Source organism: Minwuia sp. IMCC3060, assembly GCF_029909435.1.
In the GTDB taxonomy this organism is placed as follows: domain Bacteria; phylum Pseudomonadota; class Alphaproteobacteria; order Minwuiales; family Minwuiaceae; genus Minwuia.
Map to the genome: position 1 here is coordinate 4,164,805 of NZ_CP123782.1, position 25,693 is coordinate 4,190,497.

Sequence of the window (25,693 nt, forward strand, 5' to 3'; positions counted from 1 at the left end):
CGTGACTGGACGTGGTGCGTGCCCGCTCAGCCAGCGGGTCCGAGTTCAGCGCCCGACAAGTGCGCTTGCCGTGGCTTCCTCGTTGGCGACATAGGCCTTCATCGCCTCCTCGCCGGTCATCGCGGTGTTCGGGTCCTGGCCATCGCCGTGGCTGATCAGGGCCAGTGCGAACCAGCCCATGCCGGCCTTGGCGGGGCGGATCTGCTTCTCCCATGCGCCGCAGGATTCGGCACCGGCAAGCAGCTTGTTGGGGGCATCTGTCTCGACGCACATCGGACGGCCCAGCCCGATCATGTCCAGTGCGCCGCTGGCCAGCGCCTCCTCCATGCCCTTGCGGCTGCGGAAACCGCCCGTCACCATCAGGGGCAGACTGGTGACCTTCCGCATCTCCTCCGCATAGGTCAGGAAATAGGCTTCCCGCCGTACCGTGCTGTCGGCAACTGCCGTGCCCTCGGTATTCTTCGATCCCATCATGCTCGGTTCTTCGTAGTTGCCGCCCGAGATCTCCAGGTGGTCGATGCCTGCTTCCTCCAGCCACTGCACGACCTTCAGGCAGTCCTCGCTGCTGAAGCCACCGTTCTGGAAATCGGAGGAGTTCAGCTTGACCGAGATCGGGAACATGGGGCCGCAGGCCTGGCGGATCGAGCGCACCACCGACAGCAGCAGGCGCGCCCGGTTCTCAAGGCTGCCGCCCCATTCATCGTCGCGCTTGTTGACCAGCGGCGTCAGGAACTGACTGAGCAGGTAGCCGTGGGCGGCATGGACCTGCACCCCGGTGAAACCGGTGTCCTGCGCGACCTTTGCCGTATGGGTGAAACGCTCGATCACCTCGCTGACTTCGGCAGCGGTCATGGCGCGCGGATGGGCGAAGGCCGATTCGGGCAACGCCAGCGGCACGGCGGACGGGGCGACAGGCGCCTCGCACACCCGGCGCGGGGTCTGTCGGCCCGGGTGATTGATCTGCATCCACAGGTGCGTCCGGTTGGCGGTGCCTGCCGCCGCATAGGCGCGCAGTCCGGCCAGCGCCGTCTCGTCCTGGGGGCCATCGATCACGACATTGCCCGGACGTTCCAGATAGCGCCGGTCAACCTGCACATTGCCGGTGACAACGACACCGGCCCCGCCCTTGGCCCAGCGGCCATACAGGCTGGCGTGGCGCGCTGTGGCCCGGTTCATCCCGTCAGCCAGCCCCTCCGTCAGCGGCGCCTTGCCGAAGCGGTTCTTGACGATGGCACCACAGGGCAGGGTGAGGGGGCTGGCGAGTGTGACGGACATGACGGGCGACCTTCGAATGTTTCAGACGTTTCCTCTGCCATACAGCCCCGCCCGTCGGGAACGGTCAATTGCGTTCCCGTCAGGGCAGGGTCGCCTGAAACCGGAAGTGCCGGGTCGGCCTATTGTCCGGTGGGCGGACTGGGCCGGTTCTCGCGGCGCCAGCGCTTCTCGTCTTCCGAGTCCGGCAGGGGCGGGCGATAGCTCTGGATCGACCACAGGTCGAAGGCCGTCTCGTCGATATGAAACTCCCAGTCCAGACCGCGGTCCCTGATGAAGGGGGCCAGTGCCTCGTCACACTGGCCGATCCACCAGGTGCGCATCTCCGGGGTTGGCAGGGTTCTGGCGATATGGTCGATCCAAATGCGCACGAAATTGCCGTTCGGTTCGCCACCGACATAGAAGCTGTCCGCGGCCACCTCCTGAAACACGACGCCGACATAGAACTTCGGCAGATTGCGGTACAGCGCCGTGATCCGCTGTGAAAGCTGCTGCTTGTCGTCAGCGGAAAAGGCGTCGGCGGGGTGATAGACTTTCCAGAGGGGCATCGGTGCACTCCATGTCCGGGCTTGATAATAATGATGATCGTCATTATTAAATTGAGTGCCGGAACACGATTGTCAAGTTGGGTGAACGAAATGCGGATCAGCAGGGAACAGGCGCAACGGAACCGGGCGCGGGTACTCGAGACGGCGTCGACACAGTTCCGGGTGCGCGGCTTTGACGGTATCGGTGTCGGTGATCTGATGAAGGCTGCCGGCTTCACCCATGGCGGCTTCTACAATCACTTCCCCTCCAAGGACGCGCTGGCGGCGGAGGCGCTCGACCACGCCTGGCAGGAGATGGCGGCCCAGCGCGCCCGGGCGCGCAATCTGGAGCAACTGCTCTCTGGCTATCTCTCCCGGGCGGCGCGGGATGCGCCTGGCCTGAACTGCCCTGCCGCGGCACTTGGTGGTGATGTCGGCCGTCAGTCGGACGCTGTGCGGGCCACCTTCGCCGAGGGGCTGGAGGAAATGATCCGATCCGTTGCCGCACTCCTGCCGCAGCCGGATTCCGCGATCACGCGGACCCGCGCTGTCGATCTGGTCAACCGGATGGTCGGCGCGCTGATGCTGTCCCGCGCCGTGCCAGACGACAGTCCGATGGCAGAGGAGATACTGCAGGCCGCATTGCAGTCGGCGCTGTCAGACGCGCGGACATGGGACGCTGCGTCGGAACGGGACCTCTAGAAGGCCCGGCCCCGGCTCAGAACCCATCATCCGGTGGCCCGGACCGAACGTCAGATTGCCAGGTACTCGTGCCGCAGATCGGCATTGTCGAGCACTTCACGGGCGGACCCGCGGAACACGATCTGCCCCATGTCGAGGATCAGGGCGCGGTCGGCCAGCTCCAGCGCGGCAACGGCATTCTGCTCCACGATGATGGTGGTGATGCCGAGCTCCTTGATCTCCGCCACGATCTTCTCGATCTCCTGCACGATCACGGGGGCCAGCCCTTCGTAGGGTTCATCCAGCAGCAGCAGTTTCAGATCCCGCGCCAGCGCCCGCGCCACGGCCAGCATCTGCTGCTCGCCGCCGGACATGGTGACGGCCTCCTGCCTGCGCCGCTCTGCCAGGCGGGGAAAGTGGTCGTAGATGCGCTCGATCGACCAGCCGAGCGGCTTCTCGATCTGTGCCAGCTTCAGGTTCTCTTCCACGGTCAGGCCCTGGATGATCCGCCGGTCCTCCGGCACCAGACCGACGCCCAGCTGGGCCGCCTGCCAGTCTGCCATGGTGTGCAGCGGCTGACCCTCCAGCCAGATCTCACCCTCATGCAGTTGCGGATCGTCCATGCGCGCGATGGTACGCAGCGTCGACGTCTTGCCGGCGCCGTTCCGGCCCAGCAATGCCAGGATCTCGCCCTGCTTCACATCGAAGCTGACGTCCTGAACGATATAGCTCTCGCCGTAATAGCTCTGCAGCCCCTGGCAGGAGAAATAGGCGTCCCCGGACTGCACCGGAGCCGTTCCGGCCTGTTTCGCCGTTGCGACATTCATGCGTGCGCCCCCCCCAGATAGGCTTCCTGCACCTTTGGATTGCCCTTGATGTCCTCCGGCTTGCCGCCGGCGATCACGGTGCCCTGGGCCAGAACGCTGATGTGATCGGCCAGGCTGAACACGACGTGCATGTCATGTTCGATCACGATCTTGGTGATGTGCGTACCGACACGCTGCAGCAGGTCGACCGTATTGTTGGTGTCGGCCCGCGACATGCCCGCGGTCGGTTCATCCAGCAGCAGCAGCTTCGGGTCCTGGACCAGGCACATCGCCATTTCCAGCCGCCGCTTGTCACCGCGTGACAGGCTGGAGGCGATGATGTCCCGCTTCTCCTGCAGGCCAACTTCCTCCAGCACCTTCTCCGCCATGTCCCGTACCTCACCGCGCGTACCGACGGTCTTCCAGGCATTGATGCGGAAAGACCCGTCGACCTTGGCGAAGGCGGGGATCATCACGTTCTCCAGAATGCTGAGATCCGTGAAGATCTCGGGCGTCTGGAACACGCGGGCCACCCCGGTCTGGTTGATCTCATGCGGCTTGATCCCCAGCAGCGACCGGCCATTGAAAATGACGCTGCCGGTGTCCGGAATCAGCCTGCCGACGAAGCAGTTCAACAGGGTCGACTTGCCCGCGCCGTTGGGACCGATGATGGCATGTACCGTGCCTTCCTCGACCGAGAGGTTCACCGCATTCAGTGCCTTCAGGCCACCGAAGGCCTTGTTCACGTCTTTGACTTCGAGAATTGCCATGTCCGTGTTCCTACTCGGCAGCCTGTTTCGCGACATTGCGCCCGGCATCGCCCTGACCCCGTCCGCGATACCAGCCATGGATCCGCGCCAGCCCCTCCATGAGGCCGCCAGGCAGGAAGATGACGATCGCCATGAAGACGATACCCAGCAGCAGGCTCCAGCCCTCACCCACGAACGGGCCAATGACGAACACCAGTGCGTCGTTCAGGAAATCCGGCAGGAAGGAGAAGCTCTCCGCCAGCAGGCTGTCATTGTAGGAGGAGAAGATGTTCTCGAAGTACTTGATCAGCCCGGCGCCCAGGATCGGACCAACCAGCGTTCCGGCGCCGCCGAGGATGGTCATCAGCACGACCTCGCCCGATGCCGTCCATTGCATCCGCTCCGCCCCCGCCAGCGGGTCGGTGACCGCCAGCAGCGAACCGGCGAGACCGGCATACATGCCGGAGATGATGAAGGCCGTAAGGGCATAGGGCCGGGTATTGAAGCCGGTGTAGTTCATGCGCACCTGGTTGGTCTTGATGGCCCGCAGCATCATCCCGAACGGCGAACGCTGGATCCGCAGTGCGATGAAGAAGGCAACGATCAGCAGCACGCAGCAGAAATAGAAGCCGGGATAGCCGCTCATCTCCAGCCCGAACAGGTTGGTGGAGGGCAGTCCCTCAGTCTGCTCCACGAACATCCGGTCGAGAATGCGCGCGTCGTCCTGGCGCAACTGCAGGCCCGTCTCGCCATTCGTGATCGGCGTCAGCACGGAGTAGGCGAGATTGTAGGACATCTGCGCGAAGGCCAGCGTAAGGATCGAGAAATAGATGCCGGACCGCCGCAGGCTGACGAAGCCGATCAGGGCCGCGAACAGGCCTGAAACCATGACCCCGAAGATCACCGCCGGGATGACGTTCATGGTCACCCCCTTGAACATCCAGACGGCCGCATAGGACCCGACGCCCAGGAACGCGGCGTGCCCGAAGGACAGATAGCCCGTCAGGCCGAACAGGATGTTGAAGCCGATGGCGAAGATGCCATAGATCGCGAACTTCTGGAGCAGGTCGGGATAGTTCGCCCCGACCGGCCAGGCCAGCAAGGGCATGGCCAGGGCGGCAATGGTGAAGCCCAGGAACAGAAGCTTGTCGTTGCGTGTCAGATCGCCAAACATCATCAGGACTCCATCACACCCTTGCGGCCCAGCAGGCCACGGGGACGCACCAGCAGAATGACGACCGCGATCAGGTAGATGATGATCTGGTCGATGCCGGGCAGGATCGACTTCACCTCGTTCATGGATGCGAACGACTGCAGGATGCCCAGCATGAAACCGGCCAGCACCGCGCCGCCAAGCGACCCCATGCCGCCGACGACCACCACGACGAAGGACAGCACCAGGAAGTCCATGCCCATGTGATAGTCGGGCGGCAGGATCGGCGTGTACATGACACCCGCCAGACCGGCGATCACGGCAGCCATGCCGAAGACAATGGTGAAACGGCGCTGGATATTGATGCCCAGCAGGCCGACGGTCTCCCGGTCGGCCATGCCTGCGCGCACCACCATGCCGTAGGTTGTCAGGTTCAGGAACGCAAAGGCCAGGGCGATCACCACACCGGCGAAGGCGAGATAGATCAGCCGCCACCAAGGATAGACCACCGATTCCCCGAGGCCGACCCAGAGGCCGACATTGGCGCTGCCCGCGATCACTTCCGGCGCAGGGGTCGGAATCGGGTTTGCGCCGAACTGCGCCTTGATCAGCTCCTGCACGACAATGGCCAGGCCGAAGGTCACCAGGATCTGTTCGGCGTGCGGGCGCTTGTAGAAATAGCGGATCAGTCCGCGTTCCATCCCGAGGCCGATCAGCAGCATCAGCGGGATGGCGATGAGTATGGATATGGGCACGGCGTAGTCGATGATCATTGCGCCGGTATCGCCCCACCAGGCCTCCAGGTACGGGATTTCCTTGTAGGCATCGAAGAACTTGATGCTCTCGTCCTTCACCTTCTTCGAGATGGTCAGCAGGGCCTGCACCGACACGGCGCAGAACGCCCCCAGCATGAACAGCGCGCCATGGGCGAAGTTCACGACGCCCAGGGTGCCGAAGATGATGGTCAGGCCCAGGGCAATCAGCGCATAGGCACCGCCCTTGTCGAGACCGTTGAGAAGCTGAAGCAGAATAACGTCCATGATCCCACCCGTCCGGAGTCAGTTCACCGTTCGGACAACCCTAACCAGTCGCAGGTCCGAAACGAAGATGGTCCGGCCATCCCGGGGAGGTGGGGTGACCGGACCAGTCCGAATTTCCGGGGTCGCCAGCAGCGGCCCCGGAAACTTCCGTGGTTCAGACCTTATAGGGGCCCAGTTCGCCACCGAAGATGCTCGGGTCGTAGGTGACCTGCGACGCCGGGACTTCCTTCACGACCTCGAGGAGGTCGAACTGGCTGGTCGCGTTCTCGTTGCCACGCACCACCAGCACGTCCTTGAAGCACTGGTGATCCGCCCCGCGATACAGGGTCGGGCCATTGCCCATGCCATCGAATTCGAAGTCTTCCAGCGCCTTGATGACCTCCGGCGGGTAGAAGGTGCCGGCGCGGGCGCAGGCATCGGCATACAGGAGAGCCTGCACATAGCAGGTATGGGCGGCCTGCGACGGCGGGAAGCCGTATTCCTGGCCGAAGGACTTCACGAATGCCTGCGAACCGGCATCCTGCAGCGACCAGTTCCAGTTGGTCGTGCCGTAGATCCCCTTGATGTTCGCGCCGGCACCCTGTGCCATCAGGCGCGAGTACAGCGGCACGACGATCTGGAAGTCCTTGCCGTTGACCTGCTTGTCGCGCAGGCCGAACTGCACCGCCTGGGTCAGGGAGTTGATCATGTCCTTGCCGTAATGGTTCAGGACCAGAACGTCGGCACCGGAATTCAGCACCGGCGTGATGTACTGCGAGAAGTCACCCGCGCCCAGCGGCGTACGCACGGCATTGACCGTCTGCCAGCCCAGGGCTTCCGTGGTGTTCTTGATCGACTCTTCCTGCGTCCAGCCCCAGGTGTAGTCGGCGGTCAGGTGATAGGCGCGACGCTCCGTGCCCATGGTTTCCTTCAGCACCGGACCCAGCGCGGCACCGGACATGTAGGCGTTGAAGAAATGGCGGAAGCCATAGCGCCGCTTGTCCTTGCCGGTGGTGTCGTTGGAATGGGTCAGGCCGCACATGAAGACGACGCCCATCTCCTGCGCCAGGCTCTGCACCGCGACGGCCACGCCCGACGACGAACCGCCGGAGAACATGATGACGCCATCCTTCTCGATCATCCGCTTGGCGGACGCGCGGGCGGCATCGGACTTGGTCTGCGTGTCACCCGTGACATACTCGACCTTCTTGCCCAGCACGCCATCACCCTTCAGCGACAGCGGCTGCATGGTGTTCAGCATGCCGCCGTCACCTTCGCCATTGATGTGCTTCACGGCCAGTTCATAGGCGCGCAGCTCGTCCGCACCCTCGTCGGCGTAGGCACCGGTCTGCGGTACGTTGAAGCCGAACTTCACGCTGGAGGCATTGCCCGGGTTGTTGCGGAACTCCTCGGCCCAGGCATTGCGCACGAAGAAGGTCGGTGCGATCACCGCACCGGCACCCAGGGCCGTGCCGGCCTTCAGGATGCTGCGGCGTGACACGCCACGATCATTGATCTTGGTCATTTGAATTTCCCTCCCGGACGGGTTTCTTGGAAACGATCCCTTTGCCCATGGCTGGTGGGCCATTGGTTGCTGCCAAGGCTACGCGGTGCTGTAAATCATGGCAATCTGGCATTGAAAGAATTGGAAAATTCTGTAAAATTCTGTAATTAGCTTAAGTCGATACTGTAAATTCTTTACCATTTGGCAATGACAGGAGCGCCGGGATGGCCGTTGCCGCACCCATCGGGATGAAGGTCAGGACAAGGCGCAAGGCCCGGGGGCTGACGCAGAAGGCACTGGCGCAGAAGGTCGGCATTTCCGCGTCCTACCTGAACCTGATCGAGTCCGACCGTCGCGCGGTCGGCGGCAGCCTGTTGCAGCGGATCGCCGAACAGCTCGGGCTGGAACTGGCGGATCTGAGCGGGGATCAGGAGCGGCGGCTGGTGGAGCGGCTGGGCGAACTGGCGGCCGACCCGTCGATCCTGCAGCACCGCATCGATCCGGGGACCGCGAGCGCGCTGGTCAGCCGCCATCCCGACTGGGCCGCAGCCATGCTCAGCCTGTCGCGCGCTGTCCGCGACGCGGATCAGCAGATCACGGCACTGACCGACCGGCTCGACCAGGATCCGGCCCTGATGGAGGCGGTGCATCAGGTGCTGAACAATGCCGCCGCCGTGCGCTCCACAATGGAGATCCTGTCGTCGGTGGAGGACCTGCCGACGGAGCAGCGGGCAAGGTTCGTCGATATCGTGCTGTCACAGAGCGGCGAGCTTTCCGGCACCGCCGAACGCCTGGTCGCCCTGTTCAGTGTCGGCAACACCCGCAACCGCTCCCTCTCCCCGGCGGAGGAGGTGGATGACTTCCTGATCCAGAACCAGAGCTATTTCCCGCCGCTGGAGGATGCCGCCCGCGACCTGCGCCGCGAGATCCGGTCCTTCGGCCAGACGATCGAGGGCGCGCTGACAGCGTTTCTGGTGCAGCGGTTCGATATCTCGGTCTTCAACCGCTCCCCGGTGGATGCGGACCTGAGCCGGTTCCGTAACCATTGCCACTATGACGAAGCCAACCGGGTGCTGCTGTTTCTCGACAATGCGCCGCCCTCGACACGTCAGTTCCAGCTCGCGCGACTGGCCTGCCAGCTGACAGCACCGGACCTGATCGACGCGGTGGCCCGGGATGAACTGCTGACCAGCGACGAGGCACGGACCCGCGCCCGCGGGGCGCTGGCGAGCTGGCTCGCCGCGGCGGCGCTGTTCCCCTACGAGACCTTTCTGGAGGACGCTGTCCGCCACCGCTACGATGTGGAACTGCTGCGCCAGCGCTTCTCGGCCAGTGTGGAGCAGATCTGCCAGCGACTGGTCTCCCTGCGCAAGCCGGGGGCGGAGGGGATACCCTTCGGGTTCCTGCGGGCCGATCCCTCGGGCCACATCAGCAAGCGCTTTCCCATTGCCGGCCTGCCGGTGCCGCGCAGTGGCAATGGCTGCCCCCTGTGGCCGCTGTACGGGGCCTTCCAGACTCCGGACCGGGTGATCCGGCAGCTTGCGGAATTTCCGAACGGCAGCCGGTACCTGTTCATCGGGCGCACCGTGCGCCACGAACCGGCCCTGTTTCACGAGGCGCCGTTCCTGCACGCGGTCATGCTTGCCTGTGACGTGGTGCATGCCGATCAGACCGTTTATGCCGACGGTCTGGACTTTGCTGCGCGACACATGGCGACGCCCGTCGGACCCAACTGCCGACTGTGTTCGCGCAGCGATTGCCTGCACCGCGGAGAGGACTCGATCCTCTATTCGCGCTGATCGATGTACCCGCAGGCCCCGGTTCTGTTCTACACTGCATGCCGGGAACGATCCGGGCGCATCCAATGACGCCCGGGCGATCAGGGGAGGATGCCGCCGTGACGGACTCAGGGGCGGACAGAAGCGCGAAACAGATCCTCATTGCGGAGGATGAGCCGAACATCGTGGAACTGCTGACCTTCATTCTGGAGCGCGCAGGCTGTGTCACGCGTGCGGTCACCGACGGCGAAGCGGCAATCGCCGAGATCCGTCGTGAGGCACCGGACGTGCTGTTGCTCGACCTGATGCTGCCGAAACATGACGGCTATGCGGTGCTGAAGGCCGTGCGCGGCAGTGCCGACAATGCGGAACTGCCCGTGGTCATGCTGACTGCGAAAGGGCAGGAAAGGGACCGCAAGGTGGCCGAGTCGCTGGGCGTCAACGCCTTCATCACCAAACCCTTCTCGAACCAGGATGTGGTCGACCAGGTTCTGGCGCTGGCCGGGGCCGGCGCCCCTGCACGCTGATGCCGCGGCAGAAGCTGCGTGACGCAGCCTTCATCCTGCCGTTCTTCGGTCTGATCCTGATCATGCCGCCCTTCGTCGACATCTTCTTCAGCGCCCGGCTGCTTGGCGGCATTCCCGTCATCCTGCTCTATATCTTCTGTGCCTGGACGGGGCTGATCATCCTCGGCTGGATCCTGTCGCGGCGCCTGGTGACCGATTCCGACACGGCGGAGCCGCGTCCGCCGACCCTGCATCCCCTGCCGCCGGAACAGCGCGATGCTGACGGCTGATGTCGTTGTTGCCATCGCGCTGGGCTATGTCGGACTGCTCTTCCTGCTCGCCTTCCTGAGTGATCGCTGGAGCCGCAAGGGCAGCCGCTGGATCAGCAACTCGCCGCTGATCTACACGCTGTCGATCTCCGTCTACTGCACGTCCTGGACATTCTACGGTGCGGTCGGGTCCGCCGCGCGCAACGGGCTGGAGTTCATCACCATCTACCTGGGGCCGACGCTGGTGTTTCTGGGCTGGTGGTACCTGCTGCGGAAGCTGGTGCGCATCGGACAGGTGAACCGCATATCCTCGATCGCCGACCTGATCTCGTCACGCTACGGCAAGAGCAACACACTCGCGGTCATGGTGACGCTGATGGCGGTGATCGGCACCACCCCCTACATCGCGCTGCAACTGAAGGCCGTCACCACCAGTTTCGATGTCGTCAGCGGCGGCAGCGGGGACCTGCTGGGCAACCTCTCCGGCGACAACAGCGGGATTGATCCCGCCCTGCTGGTCGCGGTGGGCATGGCCCTGTTCACGATCCTGTTCGGCACGCGCAATCTCGATGCCAACGAGCAGCATCCGGGCGTCGTCGCGGCCATCGCGTTCGAGGCGCTGGTGAAACTGCTGGCGCTGCTGATGGTCGGCCTGTTCGTGGTCTTTTCCTTCGGCGGCCTGGAGAACCTGTTCCCCGAGGAGATGAGCCGTCGCCTGCTGGAGCGGGAAAACGTCTTCGGCGGGCGCTGGGCGGTCCTGACCTTCCTTTCGGCGACGGCGATCATCTGCCTGCCGAGGGAGTTCCAGGTGACGGTGGTGGAGAACGCGCGGGAGTCACATCTGCGCACCGCCGGCTGGCTGTTTCCGGCCTATCTGCTGCTGATCTGCCTGTTCATCCTGCCCATCGCCGCCGCCGGCCTGACCCGGCTGCCGGAAGGCGCGAACCCGGACATGTTCGTGCTGACCGTGCCGATGGCCGCGAACCAGGAGATGCTGGCCCTGTTCGCCTTCATCGGCGGATTCTCTTCAGCCACCTCGATGGTGATCGTCGCCTGCATCGCGCTGTCGATCATGATCTCGAACCACATCGTCATGCCGGTGGTGCTGCGCCTGCGCTGGCTGCGGCTCTACGACAGCGCCGACCTGAAGACCCTCGTGCTGTTCAGCCGTCGCTTCTCCATCCTGCTGATCCTGTTCCTGGGCCTGGTCTACTATCGGCTGAGCGCGCAGACGGAGGCCCTGGCCTCCATGGGCCTGATCGCCTTTGCCGGGGTGGCGCAGTTCCTGCCGAGCCTGCTGGCCGGACTCTACTGGCGTCAGGCAACCGCACGGGGCGCAAAGCTCGGGCTCATGGGCGGCGTCGTCCTGTGGGTCTATACCCTGCTGCTGCCCAGCCTGGCGGAGGAGGGCACGGTCTTCGGTCAGATCGTCAGCAACGGCCTCTTCGGCTGGGAGATGCTGCGGCCGGAGGCGCTGTTCGGCATGACCGGCTTCGATCCGCTGGTGCATGCCATCGTCTGGAGCATGACGGCCAATACAGCCCTGCTGATCGCGGGTTCCCTGTTCAGCGAGCAGGCACCGCTGGAGCGTCTGCAGAGTGCCCTGTTCGTCGATGTCTTCCGCAACACGCCCGGCGATGAATCCCGTGCGCTGGTGCGTTCCGCCGCCATCGACGACCTGCGCCTGCTGTCGCGCCGTATCCTTGGCGCGGATGCCGCCGACCGCCAGTTCCGCGACTTTGCCCTGCGGCAGGGGCGCGATGATGGCGTGCCGGTCGCGGACACGGCCTTCATCACCCATCTGGAGCGCCAGATCGGTGGCAATGTCGGCGCCGCCTCCGCCCGTGTCATGATCTCGGAAGTGGTGTCGGGGGAGACGATCAGCCTCGACGAGATCATCCGCATGGTCGACGAGACCCAGCAGGTGATCGAATACAGCCAGGCGCTGGAGGCCAATTCCCGGACCCTGGAACAGACCGCCGCACAATTGCGCCAGGCCAACCAGCGCCTGATGCGGCTGGACACGGAAAAGGATGATTTCCTCAGCCAGGTCAGCCACGAACTGCGCACCCCCATGACCTCCATCCGCTCCTTCGCCGAGGCGCTGCTGAAGGCTGACGAGATGCCGCCGGATCAGGCGCGGCGCTTCATGCGGATCATCCATGACGAGAGCCTGCGCCTGACCAGCCTGCTGGATGACATCCTGGACCTGAGCCACCTTGAAAGCGGCGAGGTGCGCTGGCAGGTGGAGCGCCTTGACCCGGAAACGGCGGCGATCAGTGCCATCGCGGCCTGTGAGGGGCTGGCCGCGGAAACCGGCGTGCGGGTCGATCATGTCCCCGCCGACACGACCGCCGCGATCCGGGGCAACCGGGACCGGTTGAGCCAGATCCTGATCAACCTGATTTCCAATGCCATCAAGTACAATGATTCACCGGAACCCTGGGTCCGGATCGAGTCGCGGGTGGAGGCGGGGCGCTGGCGGGTCGACGTGCGCGACAATGGACCCGGTGCGGGCGATGTGGCCCCGGATCAGCTCTTCTCCAAGTTCGCGCGGGGCTGGCGGCAGATCGCCAAGGGCCGGTCCGGTACCGGGCTCGGCCTGGCCATCAGCGCCGAGATTGCCCGCCGCCACGGCGGCGACCTGTCCCTGACCGAAAGCTCGGAGCAGGGCAGTTGCTTCACCCTGACCCTGCCGGTCACGCAATAGACTGGCCCACCGCCGGATCGCACTGCCGGTGCGCTCCCCGCCCGACAGGCGCAGCGATCAATCGGCTGTCTGCGCCAGATGGTTCGCCAGGCAGGCATGTGCCTCGTCTACCGCCTGCACGATTTCCGGCAGCACCGACTCCCGTCTGGCATGGACGGCGCTGCCCTGCAGCTTCTCCGCATAGGCGGCCAGTCGCGCGACCTCGTTCGCGCCGATCCCGCGCGCGGCACCTTTCAGCCCGTGGGCCGCATCCTTCCAGCCCGGGCCATCCATCTCGGTGCTCATCTGTGTCAGGTAGCGGTCGGTCGATATGCGAAACAGTCCGGCAAGCTCCCTCTCCAGCGCGGTGTCACCGGCGGTATATGTGGCCAGATGCGCCAGATCGACCGCGTCGTTGACCGATACGGAGGCGGGACCCAGAGCCGTATCGATGGCGGCTGCCAGCGCCTCCAGTCCGACCGGCTTAGTCAGCCATGCCCGGATCGGCGCCTCGCCCCAGTCCGCACGTGCGCCATGGGCAGGTGAGAGGCCGACCATGGGCACCCCGCCCGTGCCCTGCATCGCCGCGATCTCGGGTCCGGTTGGTGGAGGCATGTCGAAGTCGAGGATCGCCAGATCGACCACCACGGCAGCCAGGGCCGAAACAGCAGCCGGACCGTCCTCGACAACCGTGGTCTCGTGCCCGAGTTCGCCCAGCAGTCGGGCAATCTGGGACCGCGCCGCCGGATTGTCGTCAGCCAGCAGGATATGCAGGGACCCGCCCGTCATGGTGATGCCGGAACCCCGATCATCTGCCGCATGCGGGCAATGATGTCGGCGGTGACTTCGGCGCGGTTGGACTCGTTCAGGATCTCGTGGCGCGCGCCGTCATAGAGGGTCATGGTCAGGTCCGTCACCCCGGCATCGCGGTAGAGGTCGTGCAGCCGCCGGACCCCCTTTCCGAAATCCCCGACGGGATCGCGCTGGCCTGCTGCAAGGTGAATGGGCATGGACGCGGGAACGCGCTGCAGATTCCGTTTCGAGGCCAGCGACGACAGGGCGTCGAGCAGCCCGATCCAGCTTGCGGTCGAGGCAATGAAACCGCATTCCGGATCGGCGATATAGCGGTCGACCATTTCCGGGTCGCGGCTGAGCCAGTCCATGTCGGTGCGCGCGGGCTGGAAGGCCTTGTTCATGCCGTCGAACCCGAGCGCATGGATCAGCCTGCTGCGCCCCCGTGGGCCGAGGCGGAGTCTCTCGATGCGGGCGATCACACGCCCGAGTGCGGCCAGCGGCGGCGGCGGACCGTTCGAGCCGGACAGAACCGCACCATCGAACTTCTCAGGCCACGACCAGAGTGCCTGCTGCACCACGAACGACCCCATTGAATGACCGAACAGGATCAGCGGCAGCTTCGGCCGTTCCGCACGCCAGGCCGAGACCCCCGCGGCGGCATCGCCGACCATGGATGTCCATCCCCCCTGATCGCCGAAGTGACCCAGGATGCCGCCCGCCTGTGCCGTGCGCCCGTGGCCGCGCTGGTCGTGGCCTGCCACCATGAATCCGGCCTGGTTCAGAGCCGTGGCAAAGCCGTCATAGCGGGCGACATGTTCGGCCAGTCCATGCACCAGATAGACCAGGGCCGCAGGCTGTTCGATATCCCAGCGCAGCCCGTGCAGTGTCGTGCCGTCGGACTGAAAGCACCAGTCAGCCGCAGTCATCGGTCGCCTTCTCCCCTGTGCGTGCCTTCGAACACGCCTTCGATCGTCTCCACCAGTTCGCTGAACTGGAACGGCTTGGTCAGGTATCCCCGGACGCCCTTGCCGAACGCGAAATCCCGCGTGGTCTTCTCACCCAGCGCGGTCAGCACGATCACGGGGATATCGGCCAGGTCGGGGTGGTCGGACAGCACCGTCAGCGTGCCGAAACCGTTCAGCGAGGGCATCATCATGTCACAGATGATGACATCCACCGGGGTCTGCATCAGGGAGGCGATGCCTTCCGCGCCGTTGCTCGCGCCGGACGCCTCATATCCTGCAAATCCGAGTCCCCTGACCAGACGCTCGCGAATATCCGCCTCATCCTCGATCACAAGCACCTTTCGTGGCGGTACGTTCAACGTGACGGCTCCTTCCTTGCGGACAGGGGCAGAAGGACGGTAACGGTGGTCCCCTCTCCCTCCCTGCTCTCGATACTGAACGAACCACCAAGCAGGGCGATGGCACGATCCACGATACTCAGGCCAAAGCCAACCCCGCCGACGTCGGCAACATTGCCGCCCCGGCTGAAAGGCTCGCGTACATGCGCCAGATCCTTCTGCGGAATCCCGATGCCGTGATCTGTCACCGCGATCACCAACCGGTCAACGGTCTCTGCCAGGCGCACGGCGACTGTCGTTTCCGCTGACGAATACTTCAGGGCATTCTGCAGCAGGTTGCCGATGATCTGGTTCAGTGTCCGCCGGTCGAACCTCACTGTCGCTGGGTTCGTCCGTTCGTCGGTCAGTTCAAGCGCCCGCCCCTCGCTCGGCAGGTTGTTCTGCCACTGCGCGCGGATCAGCGCGGCCAGATCCAGATCCTCCGGAACGGACTGCCGGGTCTCGCCCTTTTCCAGCAGCAGGGCTTCGCCCAGCAGGTCGTCGATCGCGGCAACCCGACCTCGGATCGTGTCCATCTCCTTCTGGCGTTCCTCCGCCGTCATCCGGTTGCCGAAATGGTCCAGCAGGTCGGTGGCGGCCTGGATGGTCGCCAGCGGGGTGCGCATCTCGTGGCTGACGGTGGAGATGAAGCGTGATTTCAGATCGCGCAGTTCGCGCTCGCGCTCCAGGGCCATGCTGATTGCCTCGGACTCGCGACGCGCCCTTGCCAGACGCCGGGCGTACAGCAGTCCCAGCAGGGCAATGGCGAGCAGGCTGATCACGACCGGGACCAGCAGGTCCTGCCGGAGCCGTGTCCCCGGCCTGCTCGGATCCCAGGTCAGATAGGCCGTCGCCCATTCGTCCCGGGCCGAGATCGGGGCGTAGACCCGGGCCTCGTCAGGCAGCGCGAGACTGACCGCCAGGTCCTCCAGCAGGAAGGCGTCCGATATCTGCTCCAGAAACGCCGTGTCCAGGGCGGAGGCGAGGATCAGGATGGGGCGGGTCCGACGTTGTGTCACGACCTCCACACCTGACTCCGGTGTGAAGGCACTGGCGGCGAGGGTGTGCACCTGGCCGCCGATGACGGCATAGCTCACGACGGGTTCCGGCTCCTCCATCGGTGCCGCGTTCGCACGGCGTGTCAGAAACTCGAGCATGTCGGGCGACAGGAATTCCTGCGCCTTGCCCCTGTATGGTTTGCCGTCCCTGAAGAGAAGACGCGTCTGACCCAGTGCGGTCACAACGATCACAAGGCCCACGCGGGAAGTCTCATAGGCATAGCTGCCCACATTGTCGTCCGCCCATTCCTCGTCGCCGAGTATCACCAGTCGCTCGATCGCTTCGTCCCAGAAACTCAGGTCCTTGGCCAGAAACCCGAGTCTTTCCGCCTCCGTAGCCAATGCGGTCCGGGCCAGCGCGACGTCCCTGTTCTCGGTTTCGTGGTCCAGCCGCTCCGCCGCGAACCAGGATATCGCGATGATGACGACGACCGCGATGCTGAGCAGCAGCACCATGGGCACGATCAGTCCGCGCAACGGATCCGCTGCGGTCAGGAACCGGGAAGTCCGATCCTCATCACCTGAAACTGGTTCAGTTGCTGTCATGTCTGTACCACCAATCCTCCGCCACGAATTCATGACACGGTAAAGACGAACCCAAAGTTAATGATGGATGTGCAATCCTCATCAATGGACTTTGCGGGTTGGGCTCGTGCAGCCAGTGGCTTGAGAAGTGTGGACCATGCCGAACAGTATCAGTTTCCGTACCATCGTGGAGCAGACCCTCGATGGTATCATTGTTCACCAGAACTCTGCGGTCATGTTCGCGAATGTGGCTGCAGAACGTATCTATGGCCATGACTCCGGCACCATGATCGGCATGGATCCCTTTGACCTGCTGGTCCCTGGCGAACGCGAACGGGCGAAGAAGCTTGCGCAGCGCCGGTTGCTGGGTGAGCGCATTCCGGAGCGGCTGAGCTTTCGCGGTCTCCGTCGGGATGGCAGCGAGATCGATGTCGAGATGGTCGGTTTCACCGTCGAATGGGATGGTGCGCCTGCGGTGGCATTCTCGGTGAATGACGTGTCCGACCGCAATCAGGCCATCACCGAGCGTGACGAGACCGAACAGTTGCTGCAAAGGTTTCTGGAGCACGCGCCCCTGCCGATCCTGATGATCATTGGGGGGCGGTACACGTTCGCGAACCTGCGGGCCCGTGACCTGTTCCAGCCGAAAGGCCGGGACCTCGTCGGCATGAAGGCCGACGCTCTCTATCAGGACCCGGCCGACCGCGCCCGTGCCCTGGGCACCATGCGCGAAACCGGACTGCTCAACGGCATGGACGTTCCACTGCGGCGATGGGATGGCGTCGTCATCCCGACCAGTGTCTATTCCGTCAAGACGACGTTCCAGGGCAAGGAAGCCTTCTTCGCGACAGTCATCGATCAGAGCGAAAGGCTGGCGCACGAAGCGCGGTCGCAACGGACCGAGGCCTTGCTGACGGCCGTCATGGAACATGCCCCGCTTGGCTTTGCCTTTCGCGACCCGGACGGGCGGTTCGAACTGATCAACAGGGAGAACGCCACCCAGTGGCAGCAGCCTGTCGAGAAGATCGTCGGGCGTCGTGCGGCGGATTTCGCGGCACCGGAAGCGGCACAATGGTGCCAGATCATGGATGACGAGGCCATTCGTGTGGGCAAGGTCGAGCGCCAGGCCACCTTTGCCTTCGACCCGAAGTCCGGTGCCCGTCGGATCAGGTCGATCAGGTTTCCCGTGCGCGACAAGTCACGATCCCTGCTCGGCGTTGCGAACTTCACCCTCGACATCACCGCCGAGTGGCAGGCGCAGGAAGCGCTGAAGGTGGCGGAGGCGGAGGCCAGGCAAACGGCGCAGATGCTGCGCGCGATTGTCGATCATGCCCCGATTGCCATCACCTACCGCGACAGTGACCGTCGCGTGAAGATGCTCAACCCCATCGCGGAAGACTGGATCGGTCATTCCGAGGCGGAAGCGATGGACAGGCAACTGGAGGAACTGCCCAACTACAGGCCTTCTGACCGGACACGGCAGATCGATGAACTCGTCTTCGAGGAACAGGGGACCTTCGATGAGGACATCATGCTGGAGGCTGCCGGTGGACGCACCGTGCCCATCCGGGCCATCCGGTTCCCGGTGTTCGCGCGGCAGGGTGTCCTGGCCGGTGTCTGCAATATTGGTCTGGACCAGACACAGGCCCATACCTACCAGGAGCTGATGGCGGCAACGCTTGATGCGGCACGCCTGGCCATCGTGCGCACCGACGAGCGCGGAATCATCGAATCCTTCAATCCGGCAGCGGAGGAAGCCTTCGGCTATACGGCGGACGAGGTGATCGGCAAGGATTCCTTCATGTTGCTGGACGCGGAGGAAGCCCTGCCCCATCGACGGGCCGTGCGTGATGCCTTGATCGGCGGCGAACGCCACTTTCTCGGCCGCAACATCGAGTTCAGGGCGGTACGCAAGGATGGCACCTCCTTCCTCGCAGAGGTCTGTGTGGGCGAGGCGATCGTTGACGGTGCACGAAAGTACATCGGCACCATGCGTGACCTCTCGGAACTGCGCGCCGCAGAACAGCAGTTGCGCCAGGCCCAGAAGATGGAGGCGGTGGGCCAGCTTACCGGCGGCATTGCCCATGATTTCAACAACCTGATTGCCGTCATCTCGGGCAATCTGGAACTGCTCGGGGAATCGCCCGGTCTGGATGCGCGACAGGAACAGCTCATCCAGTCCGCCCGCCGTGCATCGGACCGGGGCCGGGATCTGACGGCACGGCTGCTCAGTTTCGCACGCCAGCGTCCCGTGACGATGGAAGTCTTCGACCCCTACGCCTGCGCCACCGCGGCCCTCAGCATGATCACCCGCGCCATCGGGCAGGGAATCCGTCTGCATCTGGAGGGTGAGGCCGGGCTGTTCGTCCGCTCCGACCCGGCACAGTTCGAGACGGCGATCCTGAACCTGGCCCTCAATGCCCGGGATGCCATGCCGGAGGGCGGCGATATCCGGATTGCCGTGCACCCGGCGGCGAAAGCCGGCGAGGTCGTGATTTCAGTCACCGACAGCGGGGCGGGCATGCCCGATGATGTGCGTGCCCGAGCCTTCGAACCCTTCTTCACGACGAAGGGGGTCGGCAAGGGCAGCGGGCTTGGCCTGGCGATGGTCTATGGCTTTGCGCAGCAATCCGGCGGACGGGCCGCCATCAGGAACGGGGAGAAGGCCGGAACCCGGGTCGAGATGCATCTGCCCTGTGTGGATGGCCAGCGCGCGGAGGGCCCCAGTGCGGCCTTGACCATGCGCGAGGGTGTCGAACCGGCGACCATTCTGGTGATTGACCCGGATCCCGATGTGCGCAAGGTGCTGACACATGCCCTGCAGGACATGGGACATGAGGTCATGTCGTTCAAGGAAGCCGAAAGGGGTCTCGGATTCCTGAAACTCACCTGGAACGTGGACTATCTTGTCCTCGCCGACGAACTCGCGGCAACGGCGGCAGGCAAGGAATTGCGGGACTGGGTGGCGCTGAACCGGCCGGAAGTCAGGACAGTGCTGCTGACCCCGCAGGAAACCAATGGCGCAGACAAGGCGCCCCTGGACGGACATTGGACAACGCGGATGCCAAAGCCGTTCTCGACAAGTGACCTCTTGAGCAGGTTCGGTTCCGCAGCGGAGGGAAGTCGCAATGTCCGGTGAGCGCAAGCGTCGCGTCATGATCTGCGATGACGAACCTGATTTCCGCGCCATCGTCGTCGATGTGGTCAAGGGCATGGGCATGGAGCCGGTCGAGGTCTGCAGGCCCGAGGACTTTGCCGGAACCTATGAAGCCGGTGCACCGGATGTTGTCGTCTTGGATATCGTGATGCCCAACATCGACGGGCTGGAGCTTGTCGGCTGGCTGGCAGATGCGGGCTATCGCGGAAAGCTGGTGCTGGTCAGCGGCTACAATCCGAACTATGCCCGCGCTGCCCATACCCTGGCCGATCTGAAGGGAATCGCCGGGGTGACCGTTCTGCAGAAACCGGTCTCCCTCGCCGACCTGCGCGCCGTCCTGGCCTGAGACCTGCCCTGCCGCAGTTGCGGAACACGTTCCCTTTCGGTGCGTGCCGGTACGATGGTCGGGTCTAGCAGAAACTGTTGATGCGGGCGGCGACCTGACCGATGTCCGCGAGGCGCCCTGCAATCAACAACCGCTTGTCGTTGTGCATGATTGCCAGCGTTGGTGTCACCATGACGCCGGCTTCAAGTGCTGAACCGGGATCTTCCAGCACATCGACGATCCTGACATCGTCAATTTCGCCCATCGTTTCTCCGAGGATGCACTCCAGATTCTTCCGCGCGGCTTCGGACGCGGGACTCGTGGAAGTGACGAAGAGGCAAAGTCTGGCTCCCGCATCCATGTCAGTCTTCCATGCTCGCCTATTCTGCATGATCGCTCGCATCCATCCTGCGAAGCTGATCGCTGAGTTGTGCCATGTCGTCCAGCAACTGCATGCGTGTTCGTGTCAGCCGCCCGGCATCATTCCTGACCGGGTTTGCTTCCAGATCATGCCTTGCCTTGTCCGCGCGCATGCGCGCCACGCGGGTGGTGCCGGTCAGCATGCCGCCGTCTATCGGGTAAACTTCGGTAAGCGACACCCCATCCGATCCCAGTATCATTTCACGCAGGTCGTTAGAATGCGCAACTCCGCGTGCCTTTACAATTGTCAGTACGCGATTCCGCTCTGCGCCGCGAATGCCATAGGCAAGATGGACCCAGTTGTCGGCGATTGTCGATACATGAAGCAGGCTGCTTTCCTCCTCCGTCCCGGTTGTCACGGAGGTGAGCAAGGCGGTGGTCCCGCTGATCCTGATGGCGTGAAGCAGAAATTCGACGGCCGGCCAGATCGCGGCCCGGCCGAAAGGCTTCATGAGCGACGACAATGGATCGATGGCAATGACATCGGGCCGTTGATCGATGATCCATTCGCGAATGCTGGCACCATGATGATCGGGGCTGAGGCTGCCGCCAATCGCATATTCGATGCGCAGCAGACCTGAGTCCACATGGGGCTGGAGGTCGATCCCGACTGATCGAAGGTGACCCACGACCCGTTCGGGGAATTCATCAAAGAGTATCAGAGAGGTGGTTCGGTTCGTTTGAACAGTTTCGAGCCGTTTCTTAGGTGGATTTTCCGCTTGGTTATGCCGCCACCGGGATTGGTTGCAACTTGATGTGATATGCCTGATCGGGCGTTTGCCCTTCCAGCGATGAATGCGGTCTCCTTGTGTTGTAGAAGGCCAGGTATCGGTCGATGCCCTGTCGGGCGGCTGACACGCTTTCATAGGCGTGCAGATAGACCTCCTCGTATTTGACGCTGCGCCAGAGCCGTTCGACAAACACGTTATCGCGCCAAGCGCCCTTGCCATCCATGCTGATCTGGATGTCGGCGTCCTTCAGCGCCTTGATGAAGTCAATGGACGTGAACTGTGATCCTTGGTCCGAGTTCATGATCTCCGGCTTGCCATATCTGCGCAGGGCATCATTCAAGGCCTCCAGACACGGCGCTGTTTCCAGCGTCACCGACAGCCGCCAGGCCAGAACCTTGCGGCTGAACCAGTCCAGAACGGCGACCAGATAGACGAACCCTCGGGCCATGGGAATGTAGGTAATATCCATGGCCCAGACCTGATTGGGCTGCGTCACGGCCAGCTTGCGCAGCAGGTAGGGATAGATCCTGTGACCGGGCGCAGGCTTGCTGGTGTTCGGTCTGCGATAGAGCGCCTCAATGCCCATCGTTTTCATGCAGGTTGCCACGTGCAGCCGCCCGGCCGTGAAGCCTTCCTGCCGCAGCAACCCTTTCATCATACGGCTGCCCGCGAACGGGTAGTCCATGTGCAACTCGTCAATTCTGCGCATAAGCTTGAGGTCCGCCGCACTGGTCGGGCGCGGCGCGTAATACAGGCTGCCCCGGCTGATCCCGAGAAGCCGGGCTTGCCGTGTCAGGCTCAGCCTGTGGTCCGGGCCCGTCATTTCCTTGCGCTCGGCAACAGACCGGCCTTGTCGAGCGCGCCCTCTAAAAAATCGTTTTCCAGCGCCAGCTGGCCAATCTTCGCGTGCAGGGACTTTACGTCGATCTGCGGCTCTTTCGCGGCCTTTGGCGTGTCATCGAAGACACCCGTTACGCCCTCAAGCAGCTGATCCTTCCACTGCTTGATCTGATTGGGATGCAGGTCGAACTGCGTCGCCAGCTCGCTCATCGTCCTGTCGCCCTTCAGCGCCGCCAATGCGACTTTCGCTTTGAAGGCAGGGCTGTGGTTCCGCCTGGGTCGTCTTGTCATCTTCGCTCCTTCGTCCCGGCAACGCTGCCGGATTGGGAGCAGAAAATCCACCTAACTCAACTGTCCAGATTTGTCGGGCCACCTCTGAGATCTTCGACACCGAACGCCGTCTGTTCTATGTCGCCTGCACCCGCGCCCGCGACCGCCTGATGGTCTCCGGCGTCGAGCCTGTCTCGGACTTCTTTGCGGACTTCGGCGAAACCGACTGAGCGAGAGATAGTTCAAGACACTATTGGTCTCGGATGGGACCCATTGCAGATCGTGAGGGTGGGGTGCCCCCATCCTTCGACAGGATTGCGTTGCTGCTTCACCGCGCGCAGGTCGCATCAATCGCCTGACCGCTAGATCATGACACCAATTCAACCAGGCACGAAGTGTGGGTCCAAGTGTGGGACCGGATCAATTGCATCAAAAAAAAGCGCAATAAATACAGAATCATAGAAAAAGATATTGGCGGAGGGAGGGTCCGCCAAATCAAGGTCCAGCGGCGTCTGGCGTTGTCCTCATAATGCGCTGAAATATGGTGTTTTTCCCCTCTACAGAGTCCAGCGAGGTCTATTGTAATCCGGCGCAATCCGGTCCATATTTGTGGGCGAAATTGTGAGTCACGGGAGCGCGGACATGGCCAGGACGGCGAACAAGCTGACGGTGCGGCAGGTCGAGACCATGACCAAGCCGGGCAAGTACGCCGATGGCAACGGCCTCTACCTCCAGATCGCGGCGGGCGGCAGCAAGTCGTGGCTGGTGCGCTACATGCGCGATGGCAAGGCGCGGGCGATGGGGCTGGGTCCGGTGGCCGTAGTTCCCCTTGCCATGGCCCGTGAGAAGGCGCTGGAGGCGCAACGGACCATCCGTGAGGGCATGGACCCTATCGAGGCACGGCAGGCGCAGAAGCAGGAACGGGCGCTGGCAGAAGCCAAGGCGATCACCTTCCGGAAAGCGGCGGAGCAGTACATCGCCGCGCACAGGTCCGGCTGGAAGAATGCCAAACATGCGGCGCAGTGGACTTCGACGCTGGAGACCTACGCCTATCCGGTGATCGGCAATCTCAGCATCGCCGCAATTGATACCGGGCTGGTGTTGAAGATTGTTGAACCGATCTGGCAGAGCAAGACCGAGACCGCGACCCGTGTCCGGTCCCGGATCGAGAACATTCTCGACTGGGCGACGGTGCGCGGCTACCGGCAGGGCGACAACCCGGCGCGGTGGAGAGGGCATCTGGAGAAGTCGCTGCCAGCGCGCAGCAAGGTCCGGAAGGTCAAGCACCATGCGGCGCTGCCTTATCAGGAGATCGCGGCTTTCATGGTCGATCTGAGGGCGCGGGAAGCGGTTGCGGCGCGGGCGCTGGAGTTCGCCATTCTCACAGCAGCCCGGTCTGGCGAAGTGCTGAATGCCTCATGGAGCGAGTTCGATCTGGATGAGGGCGTCTGGACGATCCCGGCTGATCGTATGAAGGCCGGAACCGAGCACCATGTTCCCCTGTCGGCGCGCGCCGTCCAGATCATCAAGCAGATGGGGGAAGACTTCGGCAAAGAGGGCTTCGTCTTCCCCGGACAGAAGCCGGAGCGTCCGCTGAGCGGCATGGCCTTCGCCATGATCCTGCGTCGGATGAATCGTGCCGATATCACTGCACATGGCTTCCGCTCTACCTTCCGGGATTGGGTAGCGGAACAGACCGCATATGCCCATGACGTTGCCGAGATGGCGCTGGCGCACACGGTGGCGAACAAGGTGGAGGCCGCTTACCGGCGCGGCAACATGTTCGACAAGCGCAAGCGCCTGATGACCGATTGGGCGGACTATTGCGCCATACCGAAGGCCGACGCGACCGTCATCGCGATCCGAGGTTAACGATGATGCCCGCCACCACTCTTTGTCTGTCGGGGAGTTTTCCACAGGGCAGTTCCAGAGTCCGGGGATTTCCAATTGGGGCGAAACGCGCGAATCGCCGACAAGATAGAGGCGATGCAGAAAGTCGCCGGTGTCAGGACGTGCCTGACAGCTTCATCAATGGGAGGGATTGGTGATGAGGAAAGCCCACGGGCAAAGGAGTCTGCGTCTTGAGAAGTTTGATCCGCCGAGGGGAAGTCGAGGTCCGAACCGGCCTCGCTCGCTCCACCATCTACGCGAAGGTTGCTGACGGCACCTTCCCCAAGCCCGTTCCCATCGGACTGCGCGGCAAGCGCTGGTGCGGTGACGAAGTGAACGAATGGATTGAACAGCGCATCGCGGAACGCGATCAGGCGGCGTCCGAATGAGCGCCGTGCTTCACCTGCAAGGCAGGTCGAGAACCGTTGCGGATTCATGGCCCGCGCATCGTTCTGCAAACTTGCGATTGCCCAAACCAGCGCCAGGCAATCGCCATGCCCGCGAACCCCTTGAAAGCCGGGCCTCACAGCCACGGCGGGCCACGGGAACCAAGCCCCGGCGCTGGCGAACCTCTCTCTCTATAGTAAGAGGCTCCATCCTCTGCACACTGGACCCGGCAACCATCATTCTGCCGTTGGCCTTCGCAGACACCTTCCGGGCGGTGTTTCCATGAGCGCCGTTGTCCGAATGCCCCGTGGACAAAAGCGGGGCAGGTTCGGCAGGATCGAACGCCGCCAGGCCAGCCGACTTGTCGAATCCTCAGAGATCGCGATTGCGAAGGCCGAACCGCTGATCTTGGCTGAGGCCCATGCTGCAAGTATCGGACGGCAACTCAATCGGTTCGTGACCATCGCTTTCGCCGCCAACAACTGCCCGATGCGAACCGTTGAAGCGCTGGGCCTGTATCTCAAAGCCGCGTCGGACTGGCTCAACTGTCATGGCGTCCCACTGGCCTGTATCTGGGTGATCGAGAACCCGGCGCACAAGGATGAGCATGTGCACTTGCTGATCCACCTTCCCCCTGATCTGACGAAGCGCTTCAGCGAACTGCAACGCGGCTGGATCGCCCGAACCGGCACCCGGTGGGGCAAGGGCGTGGTGAAGACCAAGGTTGTCGCTGATACCCGCAAGGCCAGGGCGGGCATTGTTCGGTACATGCTCAAAGGATGCGATGCCGAGGCAGCCAAAGACTTCTGTGTCATCCGAACCAATGAGGGGGCGATAGAGGGCAAGCGTTGCGGCTTCTCGCAGTCGCTGGGTGCAACAGCCCGGTGGCGCGAGAACGGCGTTGTGGGGGCCTCTGAGCGGCCACAGGCGCGCAATCGGCCAGCGGTTGCAGCACGACGGCCCGTAACCGCCCCAGCGCAGCCATGAGCAACTTCCCTGA

Annotated in this window: 24 protein-coding genes and 1 pseudogene; 11 read left to right on the plus strand and 14 right to left on the minus strand. The window is 63.5% G+C overall.

Annotated features, from left to right (window positions below):
- Positions 1-45: 45 nt before the first annotated feature.
- Positions 46-1,275, minus strand: coding sequence for an NADH:flavin oxidoreductase/NADH oxidase family protein (locus QGV54_RS19495; protein WP_281018981.1), 1,230 nt, complete (start codon positions 1,273-1,275; stop codon positions 46-48).
- Between the two features lie 119 nt (positions 1,276-1,394).
- Positions 1,395-1,820: a tautomerase family protein gene (locus QGV54_RS19500; protein ID WP_281018980.1), complete on the minus strand. Its 426-nt coding sequence runs from the start codon at positions 1,818-1,820 to the stop codon at positions 1,395-1,397.
- 90 nt (positions 1,821-1,910) lie between these two features.
- Between QGV54_RS19500 and QGV54_RS19505 the strand changes: the two genes are divergently transcribed.
- The gene (locus QGV54_RS19505; protein WP_281018979.1) at positions 1,911-2,501 is read left to right on the plus strand and encodes a TetR/AcrR family transcriptional regulator; all 591 of its coding nucleotides are present in this window, start codon (positions 1,911-1,913) and stop codon (positions 2,499-2,501) included.
- A gap of 50 nt (positions 2,502-2,551) precedes the next feature.
- Here the strand turns inward: QGV54_RS19505 and QGV54_RS19510 are convergent, their stop codons facing one another.
- The 5 genes from QGV54_RS19510 to QGV54_RS19530 all read right to left on the minus strand — a co-directional run bounded on the left by QGV54_RS19510 (position 2,552) and on the right by QGV54_RS19530 (position 7,732).
- The gene (locus QGV54_RS19510) at positions 2,552-3,307 is read right to left on the minus strand and encodes an ABC transporter ATP-binding protein (RefSeq protein WP_281018978.1); all 756 of its coding nucleotides are present in this window, start codon (positions 3,305-3,307) and stop codon (positions 2,552-2,554) included.
- Positions 3,304-4,056 carry an ABC transporter ATP-binding protein gene (locus QGV54_RS19515; RefSeq protein WP_281018977.1) on the minus strand — a complete coding sequence of 251 codons (753 nt, stop codon included), beginning with the start codon at positions 4,054-4,056 and terminating at the stop codon, positions 3,304-3,306. The genes QGV54_RS19510 and QGV54_RS19515 overlap by 4 nt, the downstream gene beginning before the upstream one ends.
- Before the next feature lie 10 nt (positions 4,057-4,066).
- Positions 4,067-5,209: a branched-chain amino acid ABC transporter permease gene (locus QGV54_RS19520; protein WP_348637668.1), complete on the minus strand. Its 1,143-nt coding sequence runs from the start codon at positions 5,207-5,209 to the stop codon at positions 4,067-4,069.
- A gap of 2 nt (positions 5,210-5,211) precedes the next feature.
- Positions 5,212-6,228, minus strand: a complete 1,017-nt coding sequence (locus QGV54_RS19525) for a branched-chain amino acid ABC transporter permease (protein WP_281018975.1) — start codon at positions 6,226-6,228, stop codon at positions 5,212-5,214.
- Between the two features lie 154 nt (positions 6,229-6,382).
- Entirely contained in the window at positions 6,383-7,732 is a 1,350-nt protein-coding gene (locus QGV54_RS19530; protein WP_281018974.1) for a substrate-binding protein, read from the minus strand.
- A gap of 203 nt (positions 7,733-7,935) precedes the next feature.
- Between QGV54_RS19530 and QGV54_RS19535 the strand changes: the two genes are divergently transcribed.
- The 4 genes from QGV54_RS19535 to QGV54_RS19550 all read left to right on the plus strand — a co-directional run bounded on the left by QGV54_RS19535 (position 7,936) and on the right by QGV54_RS19550 (position 12,974).
- Positions 7,936-9,510 (plus strand): short-chain fatty acyl-CoA regulator family protein, encoded by a 1,575-nt coding sequence (locus QGV54_RS19535; protein WP_281018973.1) that lies wholly within the window; start codon positions 7,936-7,938, stop codon positions 9,508-9,510.
- Positions 9,511-9,608: 98 nt separating this feature from the next.
- Positions 9,609-10,016, plus strand: a complete 408-nt coding sequence (locus QGV54_RS19540; RefSeq protein WP_281018972.1) for a response regulator — start codon at positions 9,609-9,611, stop codon at positions 10,014-10,016.
- Positions 10,016-10,285 (plus strand): hypothetical protein, encoded by a 270-nt coding sequence (locus tag QGV54_RS19545; protein ID WP_281018971.1) that lies wholly within the window; start codon positions 10,016-10,018, stop codon positions 10,283-10,285. Before QGV54_RS19540 ends, QGV54_RS19545 begins: the two co-directional genes overlap by 1 nt.
- The gene (locus QGV54_RS19550) at positions 10,272-12,974 is read left to right on the plus strand and encodes an ATP-binding protein (protein WP_281018970.1); all 2,703 of its coding nucleotides are present in this window, start codon (positions 10,272-10,274) and stop codon (positions 12,972-12,974) included. Before QGV54_RS19545 ends, QGV54_RS19550 begins: the two co-directional genes overlap by 14 nt.
- Positions 12,975-13,031: 57 nt before the next feature.
- Here QGV54_RS19550 and QGV54_RS19555 read toward each other — a convergent pair whose 3' ends face one another.
- The 4 genes from QGV54_RS19555 to QGV54_RS19570 are packed head-to-tail and all read right to left on the minus strand — an operon-like array spanning position 13,032 to position 16,694.
- A complete protein-coding gene (locus tag QGV54_RS19555; protein ID WP_281018969.1) occupies positions 13,032-13,742 on the minus strand; it encodes a response regulator in 711 nt (236 codons plus the stop codon).
- On the minus strand, positions 13,739-14,674 hold the full coding sequence (locus QGV54_RS19560; protein WP_281018968.1) for an alpha/beta hydrolase: 936 nt from the start codon (positions 14,672-14,674) through the stop codon (positions 13,739-13,741). Before QGV54_RS19560 ends, QGV54_RS19555 begins: the two co-directional genes overlap by 4 nt.
- Positions 14,671-15,072: a response regulator gene (locus QGV54_RS19565; RefSeq protein ID WP_281018967.1), complete on the minus strand. Its 402-nt coding sequence runs from the start codon at positions 15,070-15,072 to the stop codon at positions 14,671-14,673. Before QGV54_RS19565 ends, QGV54_RS19560 begins: the two co-directional genes overlap by 4 nt.
- On the minus strand, positions 15,069-16,694 hold the full coding sequence (locus QGV54_RS19570) for an ATP-binding protein (protein ID WP_281018966.1): 1,626 nt from the start codon (positions 16,692-16,694) through the stop codon (positions 15,069-15,071). The genes QGV54_RS19565 and QGV54_RS19570 overlap by 4 nt, the downstream gene beginning before the upstream one ends.
- Positions 16,695-16,830: 136 nt before the next feature.
- On the opposite strand from QGV54_RS19570, the gene QGV54_RS19575 reads away from it, so the two are divergent.
- Both QGV54_RS19575 and QGV54_RS19580 read left to right on the plus strand, forming a co-directional pair.
- Complete coding sequence (locus QGV54_RS19575) at positions 16,831-19,812, plus strand: PAS domain S-box protein (RefSeq protein ID WP_281020016.1); 2,982 nt, start codon at positions 16,831-16,833, stop codon at positions 19,810-19,812.
- Positions 19,802-20,176 carry a response regulator gene (locus QGV54_RS19580; RefSeq protein ID WP_281020017.1) on the plus strand — a complete coding sequence of 125 codons (375 nt, stop codon included), beginning with the start codon at positions 19,802-19,804 and terminating at the stop codon, positions 20,174-20,176. The genes QGV54_RS19575 and QGV54_RS19580 overlap by 11 nt, the downstream gene beginning before the upstream one ends.
- 64 nt (positions 20,177-20,240) lie before the next feature.
- Here QGV54_RS19580 and QGV54_RS19585 read toward each other — a convergent pair whose 3' ends face one another.
- From QGV54_RS19585 to QGV54_RS19595, 3 genes are all read right to left on the minus strand, one after another.
- Entirely contained in the window at positions 20,241-20,516 is a 276-nt protein-coding gene (locus tag QGV54_RS19585) for a circadian clock KaiB family protein (RefSeq protein ID WP_281020018.1), read from the minus strand.
- Positions 20,517-20,535: 19 nt separating this feature from the next.
- Positions 20,536-21,372, minus strand: a complete 837-nt coding sequence (locus QGV54_RS19590) for an ATPase domain-containing protein (RefSeq protein WP_281020151.1) — start codon at positions 21,370-21,372, stop codon at positions 20,536-20,538.
- Positions 21,299-22,437, minus strand: a protein-coding gene (locus QGV54_RS19595; RefSeq protein ID WP_281015974.1) for an IS3 family transposase whose coding sequence is annotated in 2 segments (ribosomal slippage) — positions 21,299-22,173 and positions 22,173-22,437 — 1,140 coding nt in all. Because the reading frame shifts where the segments join, the coding sequence is not laid out codon by codon here. The genes QGV54_RS19590 and QGV54_RS19595 overlap by 74 nt, the downstream gene beginning before the upstream one ends.
- Positions 22,438-22,523: 86 nt before the next feature.
- On the opposite strand from QGV54_RS19595, the pseudogene QGV54_RS19875 reads away from it, so the two are divergent.
- From QGV54_RS19875 to QGV54_RS19610, 4 genes and pseudogenes are all read left to right on the plus strand, one after another.
- Positions 22,524-22,646: pseudogene (locus QGV54_RS19875) on the plus strand (3'-5' exonuclease); the annotation flags it as partial.
- 412 nt (positions 22,647-23,058) lie between these two features.
- Positions 23,059-24,288, plus strand: coding sequence for a site-specific integrase (locus QGV54_RS19600; RefSeq protein ID WP_281020019.1), 1,230 nt, complete (start codon positions 23,059-23,061; stop codon positions 24,286-24,288).
- A 209-nt stretch (positions 24,289-24,497) separates the two neighbouring features.
- On the plus strand, positions 24,498-24,695 hold the full coding sequence (locus QGV54_RS19605; RefSeq protein WP_281020020.1) for an AlpA family phage regulatory protein: 198 nt from the start codon (positions 24,498-24,500) through the stop codon (positions 24,693-24,695).
- A gap of 280 nt (positions 24,696-24,975) precedes the next feature.
- Complete coding sequence (locus QGV54_RS19610) at positions 24,976-25,680, plus strand: hypothetical protein (protein ID WP_281020021.1); 705 nt, start codon at positions 24,976-24,978, stop codon at positions 25,678-25,680.
- Positions 25,681-25,693 lie beyond the last annotated feature (13 nt).

Coding starts and splice junctions, on each gene's coding strand:
- QGV54_RS19575 (WP_281020016.1), top strand. CDS start 16,831: ATGCCGAACAGTATCAGTTTCCGTACCATCGTGGAGCAGACCCTCGAT.
- QGV54_RS19545 (WP_281018971.1), top strand. CDS start 10,016: ATGCCGCGGCAGAAGCTGCGTGACGCAGCCTTCATCCTGCCGTTCTTC.
- QGV54_RS19610 (WP_281020021.1), top strand. CDS start 24,976: ATGAGCGCCGTTGTCCGAATGCCCCGTGGACAAAAGCGGGGCAGGTTC.
- QGV54_RS19520 (WP_348637668.1), bottom strand. CDS start 5,209: ATGTTTGGCGATCTGACACGCAACGACAAGCTTCTGTTCCTGGGCTTC.
- QGV54_RS19570 (WP_281018966.1), bottom strand. CDS start 16,694: ATGACAGCAACTGAACCAGTTTCAGGTGATGAGGATCGGACTTCCCGG.
- QGV54_RS19530 (WP_281018974.1), bottom strand. CDS start 7,732: ATGACCAAGATCAATGATCGTGGCGTGTCACGCCGCAGCATCCTGAAG.
- QGV54_RS19515 (WP_281018977.1), bottom strand. CDS start 4,056: ATGGCAATTCTCGAAGTCAAAGACGTGAACAAGGCCTTCGGTGGCCTG.
- QGV54_RS19585 (WP_281020018.1), bottom strand. CDS start 20,516: ATGGATGCGGGAGCCAGACTTTGCCTCTTCGTCACTTCCACGAGTCCC.
- QGV54_RS19535 (WP_281018973.1), top strand. CDS start 7,936: ATGGCCGTTGCCGCACCCATCGGGATGAAGGTCAGGACAAGGCGCAAG.
- QGV54_RS19560 (WP_281018968.1), bottom strand. CDS start 14,674: ATGACTGCGGCTGACTGGTGCTTTCAGTCCGACGGCACGACACTGCAC.
- QGV54_RS19495 (WP_281018981.1), bottom strand. CDS start 1,275: ATGTCCGTCACACTCGCCAGCCCCCTCACCCTGCCCTGTGGTGCCATC.
- QGV54_RS19525 (WP_281018975.1), bottom strand. CDS start 6,228: ATGGACGTTATTCTGCTTCAGCTTCTCAACGGTCTCGACAAGGGCGGT.
- QGV54_RS19510 (WP_281018978.1), bottom strand. CDS start 3,307: ATGAATGTCGCAACGGCGAAACAGGCCGGAACGGCTCCGGTGCAGTCC.
- QGV54_RS19555 (WP_281018969.1), bottom strand. CDS start 13,742: ATGACGGGCGGGTCCCTGCATATCCTGCTGGCTGACGACAATCCGGCG.
- QGV54_RS19505 (WP_281018979.1), top strand. CDS start 1,911: ATGCGGATCAGCAGGGAACAGGCGCAACGGAACCGGGCGCGGGTACTC.
- QGV54_RS19600 (WP_281020019.1), top strand. CDS start 23,059: ATGGCCAGGACGGCGAACAAGCTGACGGTGCGGCAGGTCGAGACCATG.
- QGV54_RS19500 (WP_281018980.1), bottom strand. CDS start 1,820: ATGCCCCTCTGGAAAGTCTATCACCCCGCCGACGCCTTTTCCGCTGAC.
- QGV54_RS19550 (WP_281018970.1), top strand. CDS start 10,272: ATGCTGACGGCTGATGTCGTTGTTGCCATCGCGCTGGGCTATGTCGGA.
- QGV54_RS19580 (WP_281020017.1), top strand. CDS start 19,802: ATGTCCGGTGAGCGCAAGCGTCGCGTCATGATCTGCGATGACGAACCT.